The 13677-nt window shown below is 72.7% G+C and carries 11 protein-coding genes and 2 pseudogenes; 5 read left to right on the top strand and 8 right to left on the bottom strand.

The features are described 5' to 3' along the window. The first annotated feature begins 44 nt into the window (after positions 1-44). Positions 45-617, top strand: a complete 573-nt coding sequence (locus tag OG788_RS45000) for a DUF4240 domain-containing protein (RefSeq protein ID WP_406368713.1) — start codon at positions 45-47, stop codon at positions 615-617. A 312-nt stretch (positions 618-929) separates the two neighbouring features. On the opposite strand, the gene OG788_RS44995 is transcribed toward OG788_RS45000, so the two are convergent. Both OG788_RS44995 and OG788_RS44990 read right to left on the bottom strand, forming a co-directional pair. Next, complete coding sequence (locus tag OG788_RS44995; protein WP_406368715.1) at positions 930-2105, bottom strand: hypothetical protein; 1176 nt, start codon at positions 2103-2105, stop codon at positions 930-932. 760 nt (positions 2106-2865) lie between these two features. After that, the gene (locus OG788_RS44990; RefSeq protein ID WP_351557020.1) at positions 2866-3696 is read right to left on the bottom strand and encodes an AfsR/SARP family transcriptional regulator; all 831 of its coding nucleotides are present in this window, start codon (positions 3694-3696) and stop codon (positions 2866-2868) included. A gap of 950 nt (positions 3697-4646) precedes the next feature. Between OG788_RS44990 and OG788_RS44985 the strand changes: the two genes are divergently transcribed. Then, a complete protein-coding gene (locus tag OG788_RS44985) occupies positions 4647-5024 on the top strand; it encodes a hypothetical protein (RefSeq protein WP_406368716.1) in 378 nt (125 codons plus the stop codon). Between the two features lie 54 nt (positions 5025-5078). Here the strand turns inward: OG788_RS44985 and tnpB are convergent, their stop codons facing one another. After that, positions 5079-6530 carry an IS607 family element RNA-guided endonuclease TnpB gene (gene tnpB, locus OG788_RS44980; RefSeq protein ID WP_406368718.1) on the bottom strand — a complete coding sequence of 484 codons (1452 nt, stop codon included), beginning with the start codon at positions 6528-6530 and terminating at the stop codon, positions 5079-5081. Further along, positions 6527-7100: pseudogene (locus OG788_RS44975) on the bottom strand (IS607 family transposase). Before OG788_RS44975 ends, tnpB begins: the two are co-directional and overlap by 4 nt. A gap of 57 nt (positions 7101-7157) precedes the next feature. Here OG788_RS44975 and OG788_RS44970 point away from each other — a divergent pair. Continuing rightward, positions 7158-7544, top strand: coding sequence for a DUF6193 family natural product biosynthesis protein (locus OG788_RS44970; protein WP_406368720.1), 387 nt, complete (start codon positions 7158-7160; stop codon positions 7542-7544). A gap of 284 nt (positions 7545-7828) precedes the next feature. Here the strand turns inward: OG788_RS44970 and OG788_RS44965 are convergent, their stop codons facing one another. Continuing rightward, complete coding sequence (locus OG788_RS44965; protein WP_406368722.1) at positions 7829-8305, bottom strand: carboxymuconolactone decarboxylase family protein; 477 nt, start codon at positions 8303-8305, stop codon at positions 7829-7831. 70 nt (positions 8306-8375) lie between these two features. Here OG788_RS44965 and sigJ point away from each other — a divergent pair. After that, positions 8376-9258 (top strand): annotated as a pseudogene (gene sigJ, locus OG788_RS44960) (RNA polymerase sigma factor SigJ). Positions 9259-9624: 366 nt separating this feature from the next. On the opposite strand, the gene OG788_RS44955 reads toward sigJ, so the two are convergent. The 3 genes from OG788_RS44955 to OG788_RS44945 form a co-directional block, all read right to left on the bottom strand. Further along, the gene (locus OG788_RS44955) at positions 9625-10326 is read right to left on the bottom strand and encodes a ScbR family autoregulator-binding transcription factor (RefSeq protein WP_406368724.1); all 702 of its coding nucleotides are present in this window, start codon (positions 10324-10326) and stop codon (positions 9625-9627) included. A gap of 12 nt (positions 10327-10338) precedes the next feature. Further along, positions 10339-11928 carry an acyl-CoA carboxylase subunit beta gene (locus OG788_RS44950; RefSeq protein WP_406376626.1) on the bottom strand — a complete coding sequence of 530 codons (1590 nt, stop codon included), beginning with the start codon at positions 11926-11928 and terminating at the stop codon, positions 10339-10341. Positions 11929-12023: 95 nt separating this feature from the next. Then, positions 12024-12290: an acyl-CoA carboxylase epsilon subunit gene (locus OG788_RS44945; protein WP_406368728.1), complete on the bottom strand. Its 267-nt coding sequence runs from the start codon at positions 12288-12290 to the stop codon at positions 12024-12026. Positions 12291-12611: 321 nt separating this feature from the next. Here OG788_RS44945 and OG788_RS44940 point away from each other — a divergent pair, with 321 nt between their 5' ends. After that, the gene (locus OG788_RS44940; protein ID WP_406368729.1) at positions 12612-13598 is read left to right on the top strand and encodes a ScbA/BarX family gamma-butyrolactone biosynthesis protein; all 987 of its coding nucleotides are present in this window, start codon (positions 12612-12614) and stop codon (positions 13596-13598) included. The last annotated feature ends 79 nt before the right edge of the window (positions 13599-13677 follow it).

Below are 13677 nucleotides of genomic sequence, written 5' to 3'. Positions count from 1 at the left end.
CTCCGAGGAGCTGTTGTCCTACCGGGGTGGCAAAGTGCCCGGCCATGGACACCTCCGCGTTCTGGACCACCATCGAAGCCGCTCGCTCTGCCACCACGGCGGACAAGCCGTTCGCCGAAGCTCTGGTGGACGAGCTGGCCACCCGCACCAAGCAAGACATCCTGGGCTACCAGGAGCGCTTCGACGAGGCGAGTGGTGCTGTGTACCGGTGGGACGTGTGGGCCGCCGCCTATCTCATCGGCGGAGGCTGCTCGGACGACAGCTTCACGGACTTCCGCGCCGGCCTCATCGCCCTGGGCCGCGACTGGTACGACAAGGCGGCAGCCGCTCCGGACGGACTCGCTGAGCACCCGTCAGTGATCGCCGCCGCACAGGCGCACCGCGACGAAGCGATCTTCGACGAAGAAGCCAACTACGCGGCCAGCGGCGCATTCGGGCGCATCACCGGCGACGAAGAGGACTTCTACGAGGCGTGGGCCACCTACACGGCCTCGCGCGAGCGTCCCGCACGAGACAGCAATGACATGGGTGAGGACTTCGACTTCGACGACGCCCGTGAGATGCACCGCCGACTCCCACGGCTCGCCGCCCTCTGCCTCCGCGACACCACGCGCTGACGGAGGCCATCGTGGTCATCCGTCTCGCGACACCCATGGCTCTGCCGGCGTTGTTCATCGCCGCGGCGGGCCCTGGCGGCACTCGCCCGGGGACCGGGTGCTTCCCGTGGCATCAGCGTGCCCGGCAGGCGGTCCTGGGCCGTGTCGCTCAGCTCCGAAACCGTCGGGGTCGGCCGGTGTCCTGCGGGCGGTGTCCGGCCGGAGGGGGCAGGTCCTGGCCGGATCGGCGTTCGGGCGCTGCCGGGCCACGTCGCGGGGTGGGGCCCGAGAAGCTGTGTGGCGGCGATCCGGCGGATGTCCTGATGTCCCGGGTCAAGGGGCTGTGGTGAAGCGGACGATGACGGGGCGGGAAGGGAACGTACTGCTGCTGACGGAGCCCACGCCCCAGACCTGCCGGGTTCCCGGGACTGCGGTGTAGTCCTTGAGGTGGAGTTTCTGCCGGCAGCCGCCCTCACCGAGCCTGCCCGGCCGGCCGGCGAGGCAGGGCGGCTGGGTGATCCGCTCTTCCTCGCCGGACAGTGTCATATAGCGCTTGGGGGTGAGCATGATGGCGTTCCCGGCCTCGCCGGTCACCCACGGCTCCCCGTCGTCCTCGCTCCACCGGGTGCCGTCCCAGCGCAGTGCGAGCCCGGCGGAGTACGCGTCGCTGTCTCCGCCTTCGCTGGATACGGTGCCGAAGGCGCGCACGTCGTGGGCGGACAGGGCGACGACGCGGGTGAGTTCGCCGTCATGCGGATCGTCCTTGGGTCCCGGCGGCATGGAGGGCATGGTCGCCTTCGTCCAGGTGCGGCCGTCCCAGTGCATGGCCGCAGGGCGCGCAACCTGCTCCCGCGTCAGGCTGAACCCCACGGCCCACAGGTCCCGCCCCGATGCACCCGCCAGGGCCTGCGCCGTGCCGGGCAGCCGCAAGAGCTGCCAGTGCCGCCCGTCCCAGTGCCAGGCGGTGTCCGAACCGTCTACGGCCCAGACGTCCCCGGGGCCGAAGACGGCGACGCCTCTCACGACTTCGGGGAAATCCCGGGGAAGGTCCACGGCCTGCCACGCCGTTCCGTCCCAGTGCGCGGCGAGTGGCGAGCGGCCCCCGCCGGGGTTCGTCGTGGCGCCCGCGAAGAGCCACACGTCGTGCGGCCCGGCGGCGTCGAGCCGGACGGACGAGAGGTCATCGAGGTGGCGCAGCGGGGGTGGGAGGTCGTAGGGGCGCCATGTCTTTCCGTCGTAGTGGAAAAGGAGAGTCTCGTGGATGTCCACCCACCCGGTGACGGGACTCTTGCCGATGGCCCAGGCATCGTCGGCGGAGGCGGCGGCGATGTCGGCGAAGGCGGCGTTGGTGTTCTTCCCGGTGTAGTCGTAGCGCCAGGCGGCTCCGGTGCGGTGGTCACTCGTGCCGGCTCCGCGGGAGGCATTCCGGTGCCCGCCTTGCGGGCTGCCGCATCCGGCGAGCGTCAGGAGGGCCGTGCAGAGGGCGGCGATGCGGCGCCAGGTGGGCATGTCGTTCCCCCTGGGGTGACGGGACGTTACGGCCGGCGGGTGGGGGAAGTGGGCAGGATTCTATGTGAGGCCGGGCCCCCGTGACAGCGGTCGGTGCAGGCAGGACGGTGGGGGGGGGACGGAAGGTGCGGATCATGGTGCCGGCCGGGGTGCGGTACGGGTGCCGGTGCCGGCGGTGCCGGGGCGATGGCCGCGGACGAGCGGCGCGTACCGGAGGTTCGTGCGGCACGCGGTGCTCGTTTGGCCTGTGGCCTGCGGCCCGGTGAGGAGCGCGCGTTGGGCTGCCGGCGAGTGCCGGCACCTGTGCTCCTGCGGTCCGCGGCGAAGGCGGGACGGGCTCAGATCCCGAGCGTGCGGGAGGCCCGCTCGGCAGCCTCCGCGGAGCGCCGAGCGGCCTGCCTCGTGCCCGGGCCGGCCGGGACGCCGTGCTCTTCCCGCCTCCGGCCTTCCGCGTTCTGACGGGACGTCGGGATGCCGTGGAACCGCCGCGTGCGGGTGCGGACGAAATCCCGGGCCGCGGGCATGGGTGACCCCTCCCTCCCGGACGGGGGGTCATCGGGAGGGAGGGGCCGCTGGGACGCGGCACCGGCCGCAGCCGGCCGTGCGGGCGGGCCCGCGGTGCCGGGACGGGGTGCCGGAGCAGGATGCCGGGACGGGGTGCCGGAGCAGGATGCCGGGACGGGGTGCCGGAGCGGGGTGCCGGAGCGGGGTGCCGGAGCGGGGTGCCGGAGCGGGGTGCCGGGACGGGGTGCCGGGGTGGTCAGGCCATCCGGCCGACGAGGCGTGCGGCGGGGTTCTCCGGTCCGGCCGTGAGGGTGGGCTCGGGGTGGGCCATCAGGATGGACCGCTGGAGCCTGCCGAGCGCCGTGGACGGTTCCAGGCCCAGCTCCCGCACCAGCGTGGTGCGCAGGCGCTGGTAGGCGTTGAGGGCCTCACCGCGGCGGCCCGAGCGGTACAGGGCGAGCATGAACTGGCCGTGCAGGCTCTCGTGCATCGGGTACCGGCTGACCAGCACGGTCAGTTCGGACAGCAGCCCGCGGTGGTTGCCGAGCCGCAGGTCGGCCTCGATGCGCTGGTCCAGGGCGCACAGCCGGGTCTCCTCCAGCCGGCTCACCTCCAGGGTGATCTGGCTGCCGGCCTGGACGTCGGCGAGCGCGGTGCCGGTCCACAGCGACAGTGCCTCGCGCAGCCGTTTGGCGGCACCGGCGTAGTCCTCCGCGTCCATGGCCCGGTAGCCGGCTCCCGCGCGCCGTTCCAGCTCCTGGAAGTCCAGGGTGCCGCCGCGGGTCTCCAGCCGGTAGCCGCCCGGCAGGGTGACCAGGACGTCCTTGGCCCTGGTCCCCTCGTCGCCGCCGCGCAGCAGTGCCTCGCCGATGAGTTCGCGCAGCTGCAGGATGTAGGTCTGCAGCGTGGTGCGGGCGCTGCGGGGCGGGTTCTCGTCCCACAGCTCCTCTATCAGCGTGGACACCGGGACGACGTGGTCCGCGTTGAGCGCGAGCAGAGCCAGCACCTGCCGGGGCTTGGGGGCGGTCGGCGCGATGGGGATGCCGTGCTCCCGCACCGACAGCGGGCCCAGTACTTCGATGTCCATCGTTTCTCCCCTGTTGGATGCAGGCAGGTCAGCGCGTGCAACGGGGTCAGCGCGCCGGCACCGGAGCGGGCGTGCTGCGGCATCTGTCCCACCCCCGATAAAAAAACAGCATAGACGGTTTGTCAATCCGGTCGGGCAGTCATCTTTTCCCCAAGACCCCCCGGCCTCGCACCGGATGCACCCGCCACGCCCCGTCGGCACCCCTCCCTCACGCCCGGTTGCCATCCGCCGCCGATTGCGCCCGCGAAACGTCTTTCCGCCGCTCCGGTGACGCGCGCCGGCCGGAGCGGCACGGGCACGCCGCCCGCCCCCGGTACCACCCGCGCCCCGGCACCGGCCCACTTGCCGCCGGTCCGGCCGTGCGGGCCGGCTGCACCCTCAACTTGCCAGGACAGTGCACCGAAAGGGGCTAACAAGGGTGGACGGTCGGGGGCTCGGGGGTACATCGACGAGGGGGCGCGGGGCGCAGCAGCGGCAGCCGGGCCGGGCGCACCCACGGGCCGTCACGCCGAGGAGAAGGACGTATGCGAGACGGGCGCGACTTCCAGCATTCTTCTCGTATGCAACCTTTGCTTTCCGAGCGAGGGCGGGGTGTCGTCCAGTCTGCGCCCCGGTCCGGCAGGCTCTCGCCCCCGGGGATCCGCAGGCTAGGGCGGCGGTCGTGTCACGCCGGAGCCGGTGGAGAGGGCGACTGCGGGAGGAGCCGGAACCCTTCTCGAATCAGACCGGATGGTCTGTTCAATGTGCCGGCATGCCGGGTGCCGGTGGGGGCGGCCCGGGAGTCGGCCGTGGTCGTGCGGGTGACGCGGATGCGGCCTCGGCCTGGCGGTCCCACCCCGTGCCCGCTGTGAACTCGCCCGTCCCCGGGCCGGGTTGCCCGCCCTTGCGGCGGGCGGGAGGGCCGCGCGGGGGCGGTGGGGGCGGTGTGCCGGACTGGCAGACTCGGTGCCGTGCCCGAACGGCCTGACGGCGCCGCAGCGCCGAGCGATCCGATGCACGCGTACGTGGCGCTCTATCCCGAGGTCGTGCGGGCGGGCTCGTTGCGGAACGCGCTGCAGGCGGTGGCCGATCGCGCGGGCCACGGGCTCGCGGTCGAGCTGGCGTCCTCACCGGGGTGGCGCTGCGTGGCTGCCCGGGTGGAGGCCGGCGGCCGCTGGGCGCGGGTCCTGATGGCCCTCGGTGAGCGCCGCTTCATCGTCGACTGCGGGACCGGTGGTGTCCGCATGGCTTGCGGCACCACCCCGGATCTCTCCGCGGTTGCCGGGGCGTTGCACTTCTGGTTGCGGGCACCCCGGGTCCGGGAACTCGTCGCGCAGTGCCGTTGCTGAGTCAGTAGTCAGGTCTCAGCATTCCGGGTATTTCGGCCCGGAAGGTCCGTCACATCACCAGAGCGTCAGGGCTTCGGTTTGAGGACGGTCTCTCGTTTCCGTCTGCCGCTGCTGCGGCAGGGCTGCGCCACCTGCCCGCCCCGTCCCCGTCTTGCGACGGTGGCGAGTGGTGCGGGTCTTCTGGTCGGCTCCACGAGGCTTCGACACCTTGGGGGTGTCCAGGTCTGCGGCCACTCCGGTACCTGTTGCTGCGATTGCCGCGAGTGCGGCGAGGTTGTGTGCGGCGTTGGCGTCCCGGTCGATGACCAGGCCGCAGGCGTCGCATTCGTAGGTCCGCACGTGCAGCGGCAGCTTGGCTTTCACCGCGCCGCACCCGGAACAGGTCTTGGAGGAGGGGTACCAGCGGTCGGCGGCCAGGGTGCGGCAGCCGTTGCGCTGGGTCTTGTAGGTGAGCTGGCGGCGGATCTCCCCGAATCCGGCATCGGCGATCCTGCGGGCCAGGCGCCGGTTGCGGAGCATCCCGGCGACGTTCAGGTCCTCCACCACGACGGTGCCGTATTCGGCGGCCACGGCGGTGGTGAGCTTGTGCAGGGCGTTGGCGCGGAGGTTCGCGATGCGGTGGTGCACGCGGTTGCGCTGGGCGTTGGCTTTCTCCCACCTGCGGGAGGGCTTCTGTCCGGTGCGGCGGTCGGGGCCGCGTCGGCGGGAGACCGTCTGGGAGGCCCGGCGGAGCAGATTCAGGGCGCTGTCCAGGTGCCGCGGGTTGGGCACGGTGCGGATCTCGCCGGTGCTGTCGGCCATCACTGCGAGGGTCTTCACACCCAGGTCGATGCCGACCGCGACGTCGGGCCGTGCGACGCGGACGAGGTCGCGTTTGACCTCGGTCTGGAAGGACACGAACCAGCGTCCGCGTTCGTGGCGGACGGTCGCGGACAGGATGCGCGCGGTCCCGGCCCGGACACGGGCGAGGAGCCCGGCGACGGGCTCGTGCGTACGGATCGTGCCGAGCCGGGGCAGTGTGACGTGCCGTCCGTCGGCGTCCACCCGGATGGTGCCGGTGGTGAACCGGCAGGACAGGCGCGCCTTGCGCTTCGACTTGAAGCGCGGCACCCCCATCCGCCGGCCGCACCGCTTGCCGTTCTTCGACTTCGCGTAGTTGTCGAACGCGGCCGACGCGTTCGCCAGCCCGGTGGAGTACGCCTCCTTGGAGTTCTCCTCCCACCAGGAGGCGAACCGGGGGTCCGTGTGCTTGGCGGCGTTGAACGCCTTGCGCAGCGATGGCAGCGACCACGGCCGCCACTCGGTCCTCTCCGCCCCGGCGACGCCGTACGTCTCCTCGGCCCGGCGCTGCCACCAGGACGCGGTCACCCAGCCCACCGCCCAGTTGTACGCCGCGCGCGCCGCACCGCAGTGCGACCCAAGAGCGGCCTCCTGGGCGGCGTTCGGGTCCAGCGCGAAGCGGTACGCCTGCACCACGAACCCCGGCTGCGGCCGGAACTTCTTCACTCGGCGGCCTCGCCGGTCGCCACGGCCACCGCGCGGGCGGCCCGGTTCTTCGCCGCCCGCGGCCCGTACAGGCGAGCGCACATGGAGGTGAGCACCCCGGTGATGTCCCGCACCAGATCGTCGGCGGTCTCGGCAGGGTCGAGGACGACCAGGCGCCGGCCGGACGCCGACAGCGCGGCCTCCAGGTGCTCGACGCCGAACCGGGCCAGCCGGTCACGATGCTCGACCACGATCACAGCCGGTCCGGGTCGGCAAGAAGCCGCTGCAGCTCGCGGCGTCGCCCGTCCAGCCCCGACCCGACCTCGGTCACGACTTCCGCGACCGCCAGGCCCAGTCCGTTCGCGCCGGACACCACCCGCGCGGCCTGCCGATCCAGGTCGGCCTTCTGGTCGGCTGACGACACACGGCAGTACGCCACCACACGCCCGGACGACGGGGCGGCAACCTCGTCGACCAGCCACGTCCCGGACGGCACCTGACGGACCGGCACGGGCATCATCCCGTCCCTCACCCACGCCAGGCGGTCTGGTAGCTCACGCCCTGCCAACGCGCCCACTCCGAAAGCTTCACACAACCAAGCTACGTGAGATGCCTGACTTGAGACGACTATGAACGATCAGGAAATCCGTGGCAGTTGTGGCCCCCTTTCTGAGGATCTGGGAGCTGGCCGAGGCCCGTGAGCGCGGGGAGACCGAGGCCGTGGCGGTGAGGTGGCGCCGGCTGCGCGAGGCGGCCGCACGTATGCCGGACACGGCGCTGCACGATCTCGTCGAGGCCGCCTTCCGGCAGGAGCGGCTCCGGGCCCTGTCGCCGGGGCGGAGCACCTGCCGGCTCACCTTCAGCAGGCGGGCCGCGCCGCCCGTCCGCGATGACCTGCCGGGGGCCATGCCGGTCGGGAACGGCCGCTACCGGGTGCGGTTCGCCGACGGCCGGCTGCAGGAACTGGACGGTGCGGCACAAGCCGTTGCGGTCATCCTCGCGGCTCTCCCCGGCGACGCCGTCCCGCGCACGTGAGCGTCACGTGGGCGGGACGGCGAGGCGAGCGACTCCGGCCCGCCGCCTGAAGCACGGGGGCACTTCAGGGCGCTGTCCGTGCTTCCGTGGAACCGGTGGTCGGGAGCTGTGCGGGAAGCCGGCGCCGGTCCCGCCCGGGCCACCGAGGTCCAGCGCGACGCGACGTCGCCCGAGCCCGGGGTGGTGCCGGTGGCACAGGCTCCGCGGCCACCGGCACCGCCGCTGCGGACGGGTTGGGCATGCACTGCGCGCCTGCGCGCCCTGACGGCAGGCCGGCAGAGCCGTCACCAGGTGGTGCCGGCGGGCTCCTCGATGGTGGTGTTGATGCGGTTGAAGAAGTTGGTGAGGCCGATCATCAGGATGATCGCGGAAAGCTGCGCCTCGTCGAAGTGGTCCGCGGCCTCGTTCCACACCTCGTCGGGGACGGCCCTGCCGGAGCGGTCGGCGATCCGGGTGGCGGCCTCGGTCAGGGCCAGGGCCGCGCGCTCCTCACCGGTGAAGAACGGCGCCTCGCGCCAGGCGGCCACGGCGTGCAGGCGTTCGTCGCTCTCGCCGTGCTTCTTGGCGCCCGCCACGCCGGCGAACACGCAGGCGCTGCATCCGTTGATCTGACTGGCCCGCAGGTGGACCAGTTCCAGGATCTGCGGGGAGACGCCGCCCTGGTACATGGCCTTGTAGATGTTCTGGATGCCCTTCATGGCGTCCGGCAGGACCAGAGCGGGGTTCTTCATCCGGGCACTGGTGGTGATCGCGGTGTTCATCTGATGCTCTCCTGGTGATCCGTTAGCGTCTGTCACTGGACCGACGGATCCGGACGCGGGGGTGTGACAGGTGAGCGAGAATTCTTTTCTGGCCGACCGTTTCGAGGCCGAGCGGCCCGGGCTGCGGGCGGTGGCCTACCGGATGCTGGGCTCGCTCGCCGAGGCGGAGGACGCCGTCCAGGAGGCGTGGTTCAAGCTCAGCCGCACCGACGTGAGCGACGTGAAGAACCTGGGGGCCTGGCTCACCACGGTCGTGGGCCGGACATGCCTGGACATGCTGCGCTCGCGCACCTCGCGACGCGAGGATCCGCTGCCCGAGCAGGACGGGGCCGTCCGGCTGCCGGACCCGGTGGTCACCGCGGCGGCCCGCGTCGACCCCGAGCGGGAGGTCCTGATCGCAGACTCGGTGGGCATCGCACTCATGATCGTTTTGGAGACCCTCTCCCCGGACGAGCGGCTCGCCTTCGTCCTCCACGACATGTTCGACGTGCCCTTCGACGACATCGCCGCCGCCCTCGGCCGGACCGCGGTCTCCACCCGGCAGCTCGCCAGCCGCGCCCGCCGCCGGGTTCAGGACGCCGCCCCGGCGGCCGACACGGACAATGCCCGCAAGCGCGATGTCGTGGACGCCTTTCTGACCGCCTCCCGCGGCGGCGACTTCGAGGCGCTGCACCGTCCTCCACCCCGACGTGATCGCGCGTTCCGACGGCGGCACGCTCGTCCCGAGCATCCTGCGGCACGGCGCGGGCGACGTGGCGTCCCAGGCGATCACCTTCGCCCGCTACGCGGCGAACGCGCGTCTGGTGCTGGTCAACGGCTCGCCCGGCGTTGTCTCGTTCACCGGGGACCGGCCTTTGTCCGTCATGTCGTTCACCATCCGGGACGGCCGCATCACCGGGCTCGACATCCTCACCGATCCCGACCGCCTGGCCGCGCTCGGCCTGACCGCCTGACCGTCTGACCGGTGCCGGCCACCCCCCGCAGCGGAGGCGGCCCGCAGCGACCGGAGCCAAGGCGTGCTCGGCGGGCTGGGGCGCTGTCACGTCCCGTGATGCTCCCAAGTCCCGTCGGCCGGCCGCGATCAACGCCGTTCACGGACCGTCCTGCACGGCCCGAACCGCTCCGGCACATCACCCCGCCGCACCCCCCTCCGCACCCTGTCCGCACCCGGTACAGCATCCCGTCGATCACCTGCCGGTGGTCCCGTCACCGGCCACAACGCCCTTTGCCACAACGCCCGTTACCGGCCAGGAACGGCCGAAGCCGCTCTGCACGGAAGGCGGCGGCTGCGGCCGGTGCGACGCGGCGCGGTGCGGTGGTCAGGGTCCGGGGCGGGCCGGTGGGGGGCCGGGGGTGTTGCCGGGGGCCGGGTCCTGGTGTGCGGGGGCCGGGGGGTGCGGGGGGTGTGCCGGGGTGCCCGCTGCCTGGAGGTGTCCCAGGGCGGCGGGTGCGGCCAGGCGTGGCAGCAGCAGGCGCCAGAACCGGGTGAGGGTGCGGTAGGAGAGCCATTCGGCGTCCTGGGCTCCCAGGACCTCGAAGCCCACGGTCGCCGCGACGACGGCGACCACCGCGTCGCGCGGCACCACCGTGTCGGCGAGTTCGCCCTCGCCGTCGGCGCGTTTGAGGGTCGACTCGACCCACTGCGTCCACTGCCGGCGCAGGTCCCGTTCGCCGGTGTAGAGGTGTTCGGAGCCCAGGGCGAACCCGGCGCGCAGGACGGCGTCGTCGTGGAGGGTGCCGGCCAGGTGGTGGGTGGCGTCCACCAGGCACTGCAGGGCCTGGCCGGGCCGCTGTTCGCCGTGGACGGTGATGCGGGTCAGCCGGTGTGCGGCGGCCTCCTCGACGGCTTCGGCGAGGGCGGCCTTGCTGGCGAAGTGGAAGTGCAGTGCTCCGTTGCTCACGCCGGCCTGGCCGCTGATCGCGGTGAGCGAGGCGGTGCGGTAGCCCTCGCGGTCGAAGACCGCGGCGGCGGAGTTGATCAGCGCCTCGCGCGTGCGCAGCGCGCGTTCCTGTTTGGCCATCGTGGTGCTCCGTTACTGCGGCGGGTTGCCGTGCTTGCGGGAGGGCAGGTCGGCGTGCTTGGTGCGCAGCATCGCGAGCGATTCGATCAGCACCTCGCGGGTCTCGGCGGGGTCGATGACGTCGTCGACCAGGCCGCGTTCGGCCGCGTAGTAGGGGTGCATCAGCTCGGCCTTGTACTCCTTGACCATGCGGGCGCGCATCGCCTCGGGGTCGGCGGCCGAGGCGATCCGGCGGCGGAAGATGACATTCGCGGCGCCTTCGGCGCCCATCACGGCGATCTCGTTGGCGGGCCAGGCGTAGGTGAGGTCGGCGCCGGTGGACTGGGAGTCCATGACGATGTAGGCGCCTCCGTAGGCCTTGCGCAGGACGAGCGAGATCCGCGGCACGGTGGCGTTGCAGTACGCGTAGAGCAGTTTCGCGCCGTGGCGGATGATGCCGCCGTGTTCCTGGCCCACGCCCGGCAGGAAGCCCGGCACGTCCAGGAGGGTGAGCAGGGGGATGTTGAAGGCGTCGCAGGTCTGCACGAACCGGGCGGCCTTCTCGGAGGCGGCGATGTCCAGCACCCCGGCCAGGTGCCGGGGCTGGTTGGCGACGATGGCGACGACCTGGCCGTCCAGGCGGGCCAGCGCGCAGATGATGTTGCGGGCCCAGTGCTCGTGGACCTCCAGGAAGTCGCCGTCGTCGACGAGTTCGGCGATCACCTCGGTCATGTCGTAGGGGTGGGCGCCGTCGGCCGGGACCAGGCTGGACAGCGCATCGCCGCGCCGGCCCACCGGGTCGGTGCACGCGGTGCGCGGCGGGCTCTGGCGGTTGTTCTGCGGGAGCATGGAGAGCAGGTAGCGGACCTCGGCGAGGCAGGTCTGCTCGTCGTCGTAGGCGAAGTGGCACACCCCGGAGGTCTGCGCGTGGACGTCGGCGCCGCCCAGGCCGTTGTGGGTGATCTCCTCGCCGGTGACCGCCTTGACCACGTCGGGTCCGGTGATGAACATCTGCGAGGTGTCGCGGACCATGAAGACGAAGTCGGTCAGCGCCGGGCTGTAGGCCGCGCCGCCCGCGCACGGGCCGAGCATCACCGAGATCTGCGGGATGACACCGGAAGCCTTGGTGTTGCGCTGGAAGATGCCGCCGTAGCCGGCGAGCGCGGAGACGCCCTCCTGGATCCGGGCGCCCGCGCCGTCGTTCAGGGACACCAGGGGCGCGCCGGCCGCGACGGCCATGTCCATGATCTTGTGGATCTTCTGCGCGTGGGCCTCGCCGAGGGCGCCGCCGAAGATGCGGAAGTCGTGCGCGTAGACGAAGACGGTGCGGCCCTCGACCAGGCCCCAGCCGGTGACGACGCCGTCGGTGTAGGGCTTGTTGGCCTCCAGGCCGAACCCGGTCGCCCGGTGCCGGCGCAGTTGCCCGACCTCCTGGAACGAGTCCGGGTCCAGCAGCAGGGCGATGCGTTCGCGGGCGGTCAGCTTGCCCTTGGCGTGCTGGGCCGCGGTCGCCTCCTCGCCGGGGCCCTGCAGTGCCTGCGCGCGGATGGCGTGGAGTTCCGCCACGCGCCCGCGCGCGGCGGCGCTGTGCGGCCCGGGCCGCTGGGGGGCAGTCGTCGTCATGTCAGGTCCCCTCCTGGGACAAGGCCGAGGAGGTCCCGCCCCGGGTCCGTACGTGGACATTAACAAACCGCTGAAGCGGTTTAAAGTTGTTCTACTCAAGAACCGCTCGAGACGCCGTCGGCCCAGCTGCCCGCCGGCACGAAACCTCCCGGCCCCGGCCACCGGGACGGGCCGGTCCCGGCCCACCCCCCGGGCCCCTCGCCCGCCGGCTCGTCCTCGCGTCCGCCGGCCGGTTCCCCGGGCCGTCCGCCGGCCCGTCCGCGTGCGCCGAGGACCGCGAGCAGCACCGCGGTCAGGGCGGCGAGTTCCGCCTCGTCGGCCTGTCCGCGCTCGACGCGCAGCACCGTGTCCCCGCTGCTCATCGATCACCCCTCTCCCCCGGCGGGCCGTGTCGGGCCGTCACGTCACCGTCGGCCAGGGCGCTGGAGAGACGCTGTGGTGCCGCTCGAGATCGGCTCGCCCCCGCCCGGAGCGCGGCGGCCGGGACCCGACGCCCCAGCTCACGGGCCGCGTCCGGCGGTCCGGGGCGCCGGCCGGGCGCCGATTCGGAGCAAACTGCTCCATTTCCCGCGGGCAGGACCTCGCGGAGAACCCTAGAAACTAAACCGGGTGGTCTGTATCTTCCTGATTCTCAGCGAGCACATCCGACGCCAGGCCAACGCAGCTCAGGGGGAAACATGTCCATGACCACGTTCCGCACCGGGCCGGCCCCGATCGCCACCGCGCCCCTGCCCGCCCCGCCGGACGGCGCCGCGGGGCCCGCCGGACGGGACCCGCGGTTCGCCACCCTGACCACCACGGTGCCCAAGGAACTCGTCCACCGCGCCAGCGTCGCCGAGGTGCTGCTCACCGACTGGGAGCGCATCGCGGCGGACCGCTTCGAGGTCAGCGCCCAGTGGCCGCGCGGGCACAGCTTCTTCACCGCCGTCCAGGGCCGCCACGACCCCCTCATCGCCGCCGAGTCCTTCCGCCAGGCGGCCATCCTGCTCGCCCACACCGAGTTCGGCGTGCCGCTCGAGCACCCCTTCCTGATGCACAGCCTCACCCTGGACGTGCGCCCCGAACACCTGGCCACCGGCAGCGCACCGGCCTCCGTCGGCATCGAGATGACCTGTCACGACGTCACCTGGCGGCGCGGCGCCGCATCGGCGATCCGCTTCGAGGCCGTATTCCGGCGCGGCGGGCACACGGTGGCGAGCGCGTCGGGCTCCTGTACGGCCACCACACCCGCCGTCTACGCCCGGCTGCGCGGCAAGCAGACCGCGCTGGCCGGGGTGCCCGCACCGCTGACCGCCCCGCTGGCCCCGCAGCACGTGGGCCGCACCTCACCCGCCGACGTCGTCCTGTCCCCCGCCGGCGGACCCGGACGCTGGCTGCTGCGCACCGACACCAGCCACCCCGTGCTCTTCGACCACCAGGTCGACCACGTCCCCGGCATGGTCCTGCTCGAGGCCGCCCGCCAGGCCACCGTCGCCACCCTGGGCCAGAACACCTTCGTCCGCCACCTCGCCAGCACCTTCGAACGCTACGCGGAACTCGACGCCCCCTGCACCATCGAGGCCCACCCCCTGCCCGGCCACGCCGGACAGCGCCGCGTCCGCATCCTCGCCCACCAGAACAACACCCCCGTCTTCACCGCCACCACCGGAACCGACCCCCACCCCGCCTGACCCGCGCGCCGGGCCGGCTCCCGGCTCCCGGACTTTCCGCCGCCCCCGCCGGCCGGGCATCCCGGACACCGGACCGCCA

The organism is Streptomyces sp. NBC_00647, from assembly GCF_045207245.1.
GTDB lineage: Bacteria > Actinomycetota > Actinomycetes > Streptomycetales > Streptomycetaceae > Streptomyces.
This window is presented reverse-complemented; position numbering and strand designations above follow the sequence as displayed.

Coding starts and splice junctions, on each gene's coding strand:
- OG788_RS44945 (WP_406368728.1), bottom strand. CDS start 12,290: ATGAGCAGCGGGGACACGGTGCTGCGCGTCGAGCGCGGACAGGCCGAC.
- OG788_RS44995 (WP_406368715.1), bottom strand. CDS start 2,105: ATGCCCACCTGGCGCCGCATCGCCGCCCTCTGCACGGCCCTCCTGACG.
- OG788_RS44940 (WP_406368729.1), top strand. CDS start 12,612: ATGACCACGTTCCGCACCGGGCCGGCCCCGATCGCCACCGCGCCCCTG.
- OG788_RS44990 (WP_351557020.1), bottom strand. CDS start 3,696: ATGGACATCGAAGTACTGGGCCCGCTGTCGGTGCGGGAGCACGGCATC.
- OG788_RS44965 (WP_406368722.1), bottom strand. CDS start 8,305: ATGAACACCGCGATCACCACCAGTGCCCGGATGAAGAACCCCGCTCTG.
- OG788_RS45000 (WP_406368713.1), top strand. CDS start 45: ATGGACACCTCCGCGTTCTGGACCACCATCGAAGCCGCTCGCTCTGCC.
- OG788_RS44950 (WP_406376626.1), bottom strand. CDS start 11,928: ATGACGACGACTGCCCCCCAGCGGCCCGGGCCGCACAGCGCCGCCGCG.
- OG788_RS44955 (WP_406368724.1), bottom strand. CDS start 10,326: ATGGCCAAACAGGAACGCGCGCTGCGCACGCGCGAGGCGCTGATCAAC.